The organism is Dyadobacter linearis (assembly GCF_907165045.1).
Taxonomy (GTDB): Bacteria; Bacteroidota; Bacteroidia; order Cytophagales; family Spirosomataceae; genus Dyadobacter; species Dyadobacter linearis.
Window position 1 is genome coordinate 307,266 of sequence record NZ_CAJRAU010000004.1, and the last position, 12,113, is coordinate 319,378.

The following is a 12,113-nucleotide window of genomic DNA, read 5'->3' on the forward strand; positions in this document are numbered from 1 at the left end:
CTCATTCTCCCCGGTACCTTACCGCCAGCCCACTCAGAATATATCCCTCTTTTTTAACACTTGTATAGTACTTGTAAGTCACATTGATCAATGCATCGGCGCCTATTTTCTGTGCTTTGATAACCAGTCTCGCCGTGAGCAGCTCTTTCGTTTTAGGGTCGTTTCCGCGGTACATCATTCTCCGGTCCTGCGTCTGGCGATCGGTTAATGTATCCTCACTTGTAATTTCTACCACACCGATTTCTGAATAGGGCCGCTCCACCGGTTGATTTTCATACAAAACTTCGATCGGATATTTGGTATTGGTAGAGATAGGGATACCACTTGAACAGCCGTTTAGAACTGCGGCGGAAATAGCAAGTAAAAGGAAACTGAGGATTTTATTGAACGTCATTATTCTTTGAACTGATTTTAAAACATATACTCGTAAAGGGTTGCAAAATGTTGCAAATGCCTGCTCGTACCATTTATCCAAAACCCATTGTTTCGCGATATATTCTGAAGTATTTTCAAGCATTGTAAATCTAATCCAATTCATTCTGATATGGTCATGAATTCTAAAAGAAAGATGGTCGGTGTGATGCTGGCTGCACTACTGGCGGTTCCGGCGTTCGCGCAAACGCTGCCAAAAGGGGTTACCAAGGTTACTTCTGTGGAGGGTATCACAGAATACAACCTGGAAAACGGCCTGAAAGTGCTGATGTTTCCCGATCCTTCGAAGGCGACGATTACGGTGAACGTTACGTATCTGGTAGGCTCCCGGCACGAGGGTTATGGTGAAACGGGAATGGCGCATTTGCTGGAACACCTTGTATTTAAAGGTTCTCCCAAACACCCGAATATCCCCCAGGAACTTACAGAGCACGGCGCCCGTCCGAACGGCACGACGTGGTACGACCGCACCAACTATTTTGAGACCTTTTCGGCCAGCGAAGAAAACCTGAAATGGGCGCTGGACCTGGAATCCGACAGAATGGTGAATTCTTTTATTGCGAAAAAAGACCTTGACAGTGAATTTAGTGTAGTCAGGAATGAATTTGAATCAGGAGAAAATAGTCCTTTCGATGTGTTGATGGAGCGTGTGATCTCCGGGGCTTACCTTTGGCACAACTATGGAAAGTCTACAATAGGTAACCGTTCGGACATTGAGCGCGTGCCGATAGAAAACTTACAGGCATTTTATAAAAAATATTACCAGCCCGACAATGCAGTGGTGACTGTGGCGGGTAAGGTGGATGAGGCGAAGACAATTGCGATGGTCAATGAGTATTTTGGTAAAATACCTAAACCAACGCGCGTACTGCCTAAATCTTACACGTCGGAGCCTATTCAGGACGGTGAGCGGTTTGTAGAGCTGAAACGTACGGGCGATGTGCAGTTTTTGATGGCGCTTTACCATATTATGCCAGGCTCACATGCAGATTATCCTGCCATGGAAGTACTTACGGAGCTGCTCACCACGGAGCCGAACGGAAGACTCTACAAAAACCTTGTTGAAAGCAAAAAAGCTTCCTCCCAGTTTGGTTACAGCTTCCAGCTCTACGATCCGGGTTTCGTGCTTTTCGGGGCGGAAATATTGAAGGAAAAGTCTCTGGACGAAGCAAAACAGGCATTGGTTGCGACACTCGATTCTGCTGCGATCCTGAAACCTTCTGCCGAGGATGTGGAACGGGCGAAAACGACGATCCTGAAAAACTGGGACCTGGAATTCAGAAACTCCGAGCGGGTTGGACTAAGTATCAGCGAGTCGATTGCGACGGGTGACTGGCGGCTGGCTTTTATTTTTCGGGACAATATCCGTAAGGTAACTCCCGAGGATGTTTTCAAAGTAGGTCAGCATTATTTCAAACCTTCAAACCGGACGCTGGGAACATTTATGCCTGACGCGAAACCGGTGAGAGCCGAAATTCCTGAGGCACCTAATGTGCAGGAATTGGTGAAAAATTACAAAGGGGAGGCGGTAGTAGCGGAGGGAGAGGCATTTGATCCGTCGCCAGCGAATGTAGAAACGAGGACTGCGAGAACCGAAAAGGCGAATACGATCGAAACTGCTTTTTTACCCAAGACAACAAGAGGAAATGTAGTCGCTGCCCGCATTACGCTGCGTTACGGAGACGAAAAAAGCCTGATGAACAAAGCAGCGATCTCCGATCTGACGGGTTCTATGCTTGATAAAGGTACCAAAACGAAAACGCGGCAGCAGATCAAAGACGAATTCGACAAGCTGAAAGCGAGAGTTAGTTTCTTTGGTGCTAATAATCAGGCTGGTGCGAATATTGAAACTACAAAAGAAAACCTGCCGGCTGTTTTGAAACTGGTAGCGGAAGTTTTGAAAACGCCTGCATTCGATGAAAATGAATTTGAAAAACTAAAACAGGAAGAACTGGCGGGCATTGAATCGCAGCGCAGCGAGCCGCAGATGATCGCATTTAATCAATACCGAAGGATCACGAATCCTTACCCGAAAAGCGACATTCGCTATGTAGGTACTTTTGATGAAGATGTGGAGAGCATTAAATCGACTACAATTGACCAGATCAAGGCATTTCACAAAGATTTTTACGGCGCGAATAATGCATCGGCAACGATCGTGGGTGATTTTGACAAAGCGGCCGCGGAAAAGATTATCAATGCGGAGTTTGGTAACTGGAAAAGCGCGAAACCGTTTACGCGCATCGCCTCTCCTTACCAGGTTGTAAAAGCAGAAAACAAAGCACTGGAAACACCCGATAAGGCGAATGCAATGTTTGTAGCCGGAATGGGAATGCCTTTGCAGGATACGGATCCGGATTATCCCGCGTTGATCATGGGTAACTATATGCTGGGCGGAGGTTTCCTGAACTCCCGGCTTGCGACGCGGATCAGGCAAAAAGATGGGCTGAGCTACGGCGTAGGTTCGCAATTCTCGGCGAGCTCGCTGGACAAGAGCGGTACTTTCATGTCTTACGCCATTTATGCACCTGAAAACGCGCAGAAACTGGAAGCTGCTTTCAAGGAAGAGATTGAAAAAGCTTTGAAAGACGGTTTTACAGCGGAGGAATTAAAGGCGGCAAAGTCGGGCTATTTGCAGTCTCGGCAGGTGGCGAGGTCGCAGGATGCTTCGCTGGCCAATACGCTGACCAACAATTTGTACCTGAACCGGACGATGCAGTGGGATGCTGATTTTGAGAAAAAGATCGCTGAACTGACGCCGGAGCAGATCAAGTCGGCATTTAACAAACATATTGACTATAATAAGCTTGTGATCATCAAGGCGGGGGATTTTGAAAAATCTAAAAAAGGAGCGCCTGCCACAGGTGCGCCGGCCCAGCTGGGAGGAAGTGAGAAAAAATAAATTGTTGTGAAAAACTGATCAGAAAAGCCGGCTGCAAATTGCGCCGGTTTTTCTGCTTTACAAGGCTTACATTTCTAACTTTGCCAAATCTTCTTAAAACTCTCAGTACCGAAAGGAATTGCTCATGAAATGTATTCAGTCCGTCGTTCTCGCGCTTTTATTTGCGGGGATATCCAATATGCCGGCGCACAGCCAGGCAAAAGCAAAATCAGCCGCCCCTTCCACAAAACTTGCCCGCCCGAAGCTCGTAGTGGGTATTATGGTGGACCAGATGCGCTACGATTATTTGTACCGCTATTATGATAAATATAAGGAAGGCGGTTTGAAAAGACTTATGAATGAGGGTTTCAACTGTCGCAATAACCACTATCAATATGCGCTGACCGTCACTGCGGCAGGGCATTCGGCTGTGTACACAGGTTCGCTGCCGGCGATCAATGGGATTATCGGAAATGAATGGTATGATAAGGCACTGAAAAAGGGCGTGTATTGTACCGAAGACAATACAGTAGCTACGGTTGGGAGCAGTAATGTTACCGTTGGAAAAATGTCGCCGCGCAATTTACTCGTGAGCACAGTAACCGACCAGCTGCGGATCGCGACCAATTTTCGCTCTAAAACGATCGGTGTTGCCATTAAAGACAGGGCGTCGATTTTACCGGCTGGTCACGCAGCGAGTGGTGCCTATTGGTTTGATTCAAAAACAGGGAATTTCGTAACAAGTACCTATTATATGGAATCGCTTCCAAAGTGGGTAACTGATTATAACAACCTCAAAAAGCCTGCTGAATATGCTGGAAAAGGCTGGACTACCATGTTCCCGATTGACCAATATACACAAAGCAGCAAAGACGACGCGATCTGGGAAGGTAAGCTCAGCTCCAATGATAAAACCGTTTTTCCGCACGATCTGGTGGGCAACGCGGGTGATGCATTCGGCCCGGTGATCACTTCGCCCTGGGGAAATACATTGACCAAGGAAATGGCGATAGCGGCGATTAAAGGGGAGAATCTGGGGAAAGGCGCGGAAACTGATTTTCTGGCTGTCAGCTTTTCTTCCCCCGATCGCATTGGTCACACTTTTGGCCCCAACTCGGTGGAGCAGGAGGATAATTACATCAAAATGGATCAGGAGTTTGCAGATTTCTTGCAGTTCCTTGACAGCTGGGCAGGAAAGGGAAATTATACCGTTTTCCTGACAGCAGACCACGGAGCGGCCGATGTTCCAGGATTTTGGCAGGATCACAAACTACCCGCCGGAACGATGACCGGGACTATTCTAACCCGCGCTATTGTAAAATCCCTGAACGATGCTTTCGGTGAGGCCGAGTACATTTCGGGATTTGAGAATTATCAGATCTATTTTGATAACAAGGTAATGAAAGAGAAAAAGGTCACAGTTGCCGATGCCTTTCCTGTGATCCGCGAAGCTGTGCTTGCCGTGCACGGAGTGGCGGACGTGATCAACCTGACTGATATTGGAAGAGCTCCCTTGAATACGTATCAACTGGAATTATACAAAAACAATATTAATGCAAGAAGGAGCGGGGACTTGCAGCTGATCATGCAGCCAGGCTGGTTTGCCTCCACTTTTGCCACCGGCACCGACCATGGAACACCCTATAATTACGATACGCACGTTCCATTTCTGCTTTATGGTTGGGGTGTAAATAAGGGCGAAACGCTGCGCAGGACCACTATTGCCGATATTGCACCTACGATCGCCGCATTGCTGCACATTCTGCCGCCAAGCGGAAACGTGGGTAACCCGGTTGAGGAAGCTTTAAAAAAGTAGAATAGCATTGAAGAAGTTCTTTTGAATACCATTTTAATCTAAATCCTTTAAGAGTGAAAAAAATTGTCCTGTGTCTGCTGGTAGCCTTTGCGGCGAATGCGCAAACTGCGAAGAAAGCGGTAACTAAACCAAGTACCATCGCCCGCCCCAAACTGGTTGTCGGGATTGTAGTGGATCAAATGCGCTACGATTACCTGTATCGGTATTATGATTCGTATACTGAAGGTGGATTCAAGCGAATGATGAATGAGGGTTTTAATTGCAGAAATAATCACTATCCCTACGCGCTGACTGTTACCGCAGCGGGTCACGCGTCGGTGTATACCGGCTCAGTGCCTGCGATCAATGGTGTCGTCGGCAATGAATGGTATGATCCTATTGCGAAGCAGGAGATTTATTGTGTAGAAGATAGTACTGTCAAAACGGTCGGCAGCGCCACTGGCAGTGTTGGGAAAATGTCCCCTAAAAATCTTTTAACCAGTACTGTTACCGACCAATTGCGCATTGCAACCAACTTCCGCTCGAAAACGGTTGGTGTCGCGATTAAAGACAGAGGGTCGATACTGCCTGCCGGACACACGGCGAATGCGGCCTATTGGTTTGATTCTAAAACCGGTAACTGGGTGAGCAGTACTTTTTATATGGATGATCTGCCGCAGTGGGCAAAGGATTACAATGCGAAGAAAATGCCTTCTGAATACCTGAAAAAAGGGTGGGACCTGCTATTATCTGCCGATAGTTACGGACAAAGCTCTCCGGACGATGTAGCCTGGGAAGGTAAGTTGCCCGGCTCTCAAAAACCCGTTTTTCCTTACGATCTGGCGGGTTTGGCCGGGGACGCATTTGGCGTGGTGACCGATACGCCGTGGGGCAATACGATCACGAAAGAAATGGCGATTGAGGCTGTTAAGGGTGAAAAACTGGGAAAAGGCGCCGAGACGGATTTTCTGGCGATCAGTTTTTCTTCTCCTGACAAGATCGGGCACAGGGTAGGGCCCAATTCAGTTGAGCAGCAGGATGATTACCTCCGCCTCGACCGCGAGCTGGCCGATCTGTTCAATTTTCTTGACGGATATGTGGGCAAAGGCCAGTATACCGTATTCCTCACTGCCGATCACGGCGTTGTAGACGTTCCCGGTTTTGCGGCCGAGCATAAGTTACCATCAGGATTGGTAGAGAGGAAAGTGCTGACAAAGACTGTAACGGAGGCTTTAAATGAAGCTTTTGGAAAAGAAAAATACATTGTGAGTACAGCTAACAATCAGTTGTACCTGGATCATCAATTGTTAAAAACTAAAAAGCTGACAGTTGCTTCCGTAGCGCAGGTTGTGCGGGAAGCGGCATTGACCGTTCCCGGGATCGCCGATGTGATCGACCTGACGGATATGGGCAAAGCGCCGCTTAATACGTACCAGCTTGAATTGTACAAGAATAATGTGAATGCAAAACGCAGCGGGGATATTCAGATACTGGCGCTGCCGGGCTGGTTTTACGGCACATTCACCGGTACCTCACACGGAACACCCTACAATTACGACACGCAGGTTCCTTTCGTACTTTTTGGTTGGGGTGTAAATAAAGGGGAAACGCTAAAACGCACCTATGTTTCAGACATCGCGCCTACGATCGCTGCATTGCTGCATATTCTGCCTGGTAGCGGGAATGTAGGAAATGCGGTTGAGGAGGCTTTGAAGAAGTGAGTTGGCTGTTGTTTAGCTGTTAGCCTTTAGCGAAAACTAACAGCTAACAGCTAACAGCTAACAGCTCACGATTCTTCAACAATCAAAACAATCCCCTCTGTCTTTTTGATTACTACCTTACTTCCGGCCGGGATGGAACTGTGGTTATTGGCCAGCGCCTTCCATTCTGCGCCGCGGTAGTAAATTTTTCCTTCTCCGTCGTTGGGTATATCCTTGATCACCATCGCTGTTTCTCCCACAAACTCCGTATAACCCGAGTTGCCAGTACGATCAAGCAATTTTCGGGCGTGCTTGCGGAGTACGAGTAAGGAAACAAGCGAAATAGCCGAGAATGCCAGGATCTGACTTTCTGTGGTAGGCAATATGCCTATCACGGTTAGTAACGAAGTCAGCAAAGCTCCGATCGCAAAGAATACGAATACCAGTAAAACACTTACCAGTTCCGCCAGGAGCATAATCAGTCCGACGATAAGCCATATTTGTGGCAACGATAAGTCCATACTATTTTTTCGGTTCTGATGATTTAACAACAGTCAGCGCGGTGGCGATCAGGGAACTGATATCTCCTAAATTAGCCGGCAATATCAGCGTATTTCCTGCTTTGGCCAGTTTACCAAACTGCTCCACATAATTGTCGGCAACCTTCAACTGAACCGCTTCCAGGCCGCCCGGCGTATTAATTGCATTTGCCACTAGTCTGATACTTTCAGCGGTTGCTTCGGCTACCGACCGTAATGCAGCCGCCTCTCCTTCCGCTTCATTAATCTGCCGTAATCTCAAACCTTCCGATTCTAAAACTGCTTTCTGTTTCTGGCCTTCCGCCACATTTACCGCAGCCTGCTTTTCACCATCCGATTGCAGAATTACGGCCCTGCGCTCACGTTCCGCCTGCATTTGTTTTTCCATGGCGTTCAAAACGCTTTGTGGCGGCGTAATATTTTTGATCTCATATCTTAAAACCTTCACGCCCCAGCCAATAGCAGCTTCGTCGATGGATTCTACAACCGCCCGGTTGATCGTCATACGCTCTTCAAAGGTTTTGTCCAGATCCAGCTTTCCTATCTCGCTCCGCATGGTGGTCTGCGCCAGCTGAATCACTGCAAAAGAGTGGTCAGCAATACCGTAGGCCGCCTTTTTAGGATCAATCACCTGAATAAATATCACACCGTCCATCCGTACCTGCACATTATCCCGTGTAATACAGATCTGCTCCGGAATATCTATGGCGGTTTCCTTCAAAGTGTATTTGTATGCGATCCGGTCGAAGAAAGGGATAATGAAATTGATCCCCGGCTGAAGTACTGCATCGAATTTGCCCAATCGTTCAAGTATATAGGCGGTCTGTTGCGGAACTACTTTGACGGTCATCAGGACCGTTAAAACCACGAGCACCAGCAATACAATCAGAGAAGTTGACATAACACGTTAGATTAGGTTCAATGCGAAAATAGCCATTCCGGGATAGCGTTGCAACGGTTCTTGTATCAATGCCACAGAAAGTTGCCTGCCGGTTACCTGAGCGGATGGGTGGTTTTGGATTGTTATTCTTTTAATATTTCTTTTGATATTACCATTTTCTGAATTTCACTGGTCCCTTCACCTATTGTGCAAAGCTTGCTGTCGCGGTAGAATTTCTCCGCAGGATAATCCTTTACATATCCATAACCGCCAAAGATCTGTACAGCCTCGTTGGCGACACGAACCGCCGTTTCGGAAGCATGGTATTTGGCGACAGCACTCGGTAGTGTCACTTTTTGCCCTGCATCTTTTAAATCACCCGCGTGAAATGTGAGTAAAGTAGAAGCCTGAATATCGGTGTACATATCGGCGAGCTTGAATGCAATAGCCTGAAAATCAGAAATTGATTTGCCAAATTGTTTCCGCTCTTTTGAATAGGCCAGCGCAGCTTCGTAGGCGCCCAATGCAGTTCCAATTGATAATGCGGCGATTGATATTCTCCCTCCGTCGAGCACTTTGAGGGATTGTATAAATCCATCACCAATCTCACCGAGTCTTTGACTGTCCGGAATGTGACAATCTTCAAAAATCAGTTCCACCGTTTCGGAGGCACGCATTCCTAACTTATCTTCCTTGCGGCCAGCCGTGAAGCCTTTCGTGCCCTTTTCAATGATAAATGCGGTGGCACCATGTTTGTCGCCGGGCTCGCCCGTTCTCGTAATCAGTACAGTAACGTCGCCCGTTTTTCCGTTGGTAATGAAATTTTTAGAACCGTTAATGATCCAGCCGTCGCCACTTCTCACTGCTGTTGTGCGCATATTGCCGGCATCCGAGCCGGTATTTGGTTCGGTCAATCCCCACGCACCCACAAACTCACCTGTTGCCAGTTTCGGTAAATAGGTTTGTTTCTGACTTTCGTTACCAAACATGCAAATGTGATTGGTACACAATGAGTTGTGCGCAGCCATAGACAGTCCGACCGACGGATCTACTTTTGACAATGCGATTATGGCGGTAACATACTCTTTGTAGCCAAGTGCCGAGCCGCCATATTCCTCCGGCACTAGCATTCCCATTAAACCCAAATCACCTAATTGGTTGAATATTTCCCGTGGGAAAAATTGCTGTTCGTCCCAGATCCTGATGTTGGGCCTGATCTGTGTGGCGGCGAAGTCGCGGACGGTTTCCTGGATGAGCTTGCAGGTCTCTTCTCTTTGCGCGTGTGTTGATTCGGAATCTCTGGTCTCCATATTGTTGATGATTATCTTTGAATTAATCAATGATAATGAGAATTAGATAAATACGCTAGCCATATACGAACAAATCGGCGCTCGTTCGGTGAACATTCATTGAAAAAAATTACTTTTGCAACCGGTTGCGTTGTTCGTACTTGAATAAATCCAATCCAGCACTTTAATAGAATTACTCACGGTATAGGTTATATAACAATTATCACATTTTATGAAAATCGCAGTTGTAGGAACAGGTTATGTTGGTTTGGTTACAGGTACTTGCTTCGCCGAAACAGGCAACCAGGTTACATGTGTCGACATTGATGTTAGAAAAGTAGAGATGTTGCAGAGAGGGGAGATCCCGATCTACGAGCCGGGATTGGATGTGCTTTTCGATCGTAACGTTGCGGAAGGTCGTTTGATTTTTACTACTGACCTTGTTGAAGGTATCAAAGGTGCTGAGGTTATTTTCCTGGCATTGCCAACCCCTCCGGGTGAAGACGGTTCTGCCGACCTTAAATATATATTAAAAGTAGCGCACGATCTGGGCCCTATTTTAGAGCAATATGCAGTAATTGTTGATAAAAGCACAGTTCCTGTGGGAACGGCTGAAAAAGTAAGTGCAGCGATCGCAGCGAATGCAAAAATCGATTTCGATGTGGTTTCTAACCCTGAATTCCTGAGGGAAGGTGTGGCGGTTGAAGATTTCATGAAGCCTGATCGTGTGGTGGTTGGAACAACTTCCAGCAAGGCTAAAAAAGTAATGGAGAAATTGTACGCTCCTTTGGTAAGACAGGGTAACCCGGTTATTTTCATGGACGAACGTTCAGCTGAAATGACCAAATACGCGGCGAACTCTTTCCTTGCCATGAAAATCACTTTCATGAACGAGATCGCCAACCTGTGCGAAAAAGTAGGAGCAAATGTGGATGATATCCGTCGCGGTATCGGTACCGACAGCCGCATTGGCAAGCGTTTCCTTTTCGCAGGAATCGGTTACGGCGGAAGCTGCTTCCCGAAAGATGTTCAGGCTTTGGCTAAAACTTCAAGAGACTATAACTACGATTTCCGCATCCTGCAATCTGTAATGGATGTAAATGATGATCAGAAGAAGAAATTGCTTCCGATGATCAAAGAATATTTTGGCGGAGACCTGAAAGGCAAAACGATCGCTGTGTGGGGATTGGCTTTCAAACCTTACACTGACGATATCCGCGAAGCACCTGCATTGGAAAATATCGAAGCATTCCTAGAAGCTGGCGCAAATGTGACCGTTTACGATCCGGAGGCGATGAACAACGTGAAAGCGATATTGGGCGACAAAGTTACGTTCTGCCACACACCTTATGCAGCACTGGATGATGCGGATGCACTGGCTATCTTCACAGAATGGCCGCAGTTCCGTACACCTGAATTTGAGAAAATGGGTAAGTTGCTTAAAAACCGGGTAATTTTTGACGGAAGAAATCTTTACGAGTTGGATCAGATCCGTGAAATGGGGTACACCTATTACAGCATCGGTCGCGAGAAAGTGGTACCGGCCTGACCAACAATTGTTTAAATCAAACTTAGCTCATTCTTAATGAAACGTGTATTAATTACCGGGGCCGCAGGTTTTCTAGGCTCACATCTTTGCGAACGGTTTTTGAAGGAAGGAATGTATGTGATCGGAATGGATAACCTGATTACAGGCGATATGCGCAATATCGAACATCTGATGCCGAACCCTAATTTTGAGTTCAATCATCACGATGTCACCAAATACGTGCACATTCCCGGGGAGCTGGACTATATCATGCACTTTGCATCTCCTGCCAGTCCGATCGACTACCTGAAAATCCCGATCCAGACACTAAAAGTGGGAGCTATGGGAACGCACAATCTGCTTGGGCTAGCCCGTGTGAAAAAAGCGCGTTTCATTATTGCCTCTACTTCGGAAGTTTACGGTGACCCGCTGGTGCATCCGCAAACGGAAGATTACTGGGGCCACGTGAATCCGATCGGCCCGCGCGGCTGCTACGACGAAGCGAAACGCTACCAGGAAGCTATTACAATGGCATATCACCGCTACCACGATCTGGAAACGCGGATTGTAAGGATATTTAATACTTACGGCCCAAGAATGCGCCTCAATGACGGACGCGTATTACCGGCATTCATCGGCCAGGCTTTGCGCGGCGAGGATATTACTGTCTTCGGCGACGGATCTCAAACCCGGTCTTTCTGTTATGTGGATGATCTGGTTGAAGGTATTTATCGGTTGTTGATGAGCGACTACTCGCTTCCGGTCAACATTGGTAATCCTGGTGAGATCACGATCGGTCAGTTCGCAGAAGAAATTATCAAACTGACAGGTACCGATCAGAAAGTGGTTTACAAACCGCTTCCTCAGGACGATCCTAAACAACGCCAGCCGGACATTACCAAAGCGAGAGAAATATTAGGCTGGGAGCCGAAAGTTTCGCGCGAGGAAGGTTTGCGCATTACTTACGATTACTTCCGCAGTCTGCCAAACGAAAGGCTCTACGAAGAAGCCAATCACAGAGGATTTGAAGGGTTCAGCGCTGAGAAATAGCCAGCAATCAGAATTTAGC

At 47.2% G+C, this 12,113-nt stretch carries 9 protein-coding genes; 5 read left to right on the forward strand and 4 right to left on the reverse strand.

All coding sequences use genetic code 11. The features are described from left to right. Position 1 precedes the first annotated feature (1 nt). A complete protein-coding gene (locus KOD92_RS15875; RefSeq protein WP_215234559.1) occupies positions 2-394 on the reverse strand; it encodes a hypothetical protein in 393 nt (130 codons plus the stop codon). A 156-nt stretch (positions 395-550) separates the two neighbouring features. On the opposite strand from KOD92_RS15875, the gene KOD92_RS15880 reads away from it, so the two are divergent. The 3 genes from KOD92_RS15880 (at position 551) to pafA (KOD92_RS15890) (ending at position 6,829) form a co-directional block, all read left to right on the forward strand. Continuing rightward, complete coding sequence (locus tag KOD92_RS15880) at positions 551-3,334, forward strand: M16 family metallopeptidase (RefSeq protein ID WP_406566170.1); 2,784 nt, start codon at positions 551-553, stop codon at positions 3,332-3,334. Between the two features lie 124 nt (positions 3,335-3,458). After that, positions 3,459-5,129, forward strand: a complete 1,671-nt coding sequence (gene pafA, locus KOD92_RS15885) for an alkaline phosphatase PafA (RefSeq protein ID WP_215234561.1) — start codon at positions 3,459-3,461, stop codon at positions 5,127-5,129. Positions 5,130-5,182: 53 nt separating this feature from the next. Further along, complete coding sequence (pafA, locus tag KOD92_RS15890; RefSeq protein WP_215234562.1) at positions 5,183-6,829, forward strand: alkaline phosphatase PafA; 1,647 nt, start codon at positions 5,183-5,185, stop codon at positions 6,827-6,829. Between the two features lie 65 nt (positions 6,830-6,894). Here the strand turns inward: pafA (KOD92_RS15890) and KOD92_RS15895 are convergent, their stop codons facing one another. The 3 genes from KOD92_RS15895 to KOD92_RS15905 form a co-directional block, all read right to left on the reverse strand. Further along, a complete protein-coding gene (locus tag KOD92_RS15895) occupies positions 6,895-7,329 on the reverse strand; it encodes an NfeD family protein (RefSeq protein ID WP_215234563.1) in 435 nt (144 codons plus the stop codon). Between the two features lies 1 nt (position 7,330). Beyond that, positions 7,331-8,248: an SPFH domain-containing protein gene (locus KOD92_RS15900; protein ID WP_229254699.1), complete on the reverse strand. Its 918-nt coding sequence runs from the start codon at positions 8,246-8,248 to the stop codon at positions 7,331-7,333. Between the two features lie 122 nt (positions 8,249-8,370). Next, positions 8,371-9,537 carry an acyl-CoA dehydrogenase family protein gene (locus KOD92_RS15905; protein WP_215234564.1) on the reverse strand — a complete coding sequence of 389 codons (1,167 nt, stop codon included), beginning with the start codon at positions 9,535-9,537 and terminating at the stop codon, positions 8,371-8,373. A gap of 211 nt (positions 9,538-9,748) precedes the next feature. Between KOD92_RS15905 and KOD92_RS15910 the strand changes: the two genes are divergently transcribed. Together KOD92_RS15910 and KOD92_RS15915 are read left to right on the forward strand one after the other, a co-directional pair. Continuing rightward, a complete protein-coding gene (locus KOD92_RS15910; RefSeq protein ID WP_215234565.1) occupies positions 9,749-11,065 on the forward strand; it encodes a UDP-glucose dehydrogenase family protein in 1,317 nt (438 codons plus the stop codon). A gap of 36 nt (positions 11,066-11,101) precedes the next feature. Further along, positions 11,102-12,094, forward strand: coding sequence for a UDP-glucuronic acid decarboxylase family protein (locus tag KOD92_RS15915; protein ID WP_215234566.1), 993 nt, complete (start codon positions 11,102-11,104; stop codon positions 12,092-12,094). Positions 12,095-12,113: the final 19 nt, after the last annotated feature.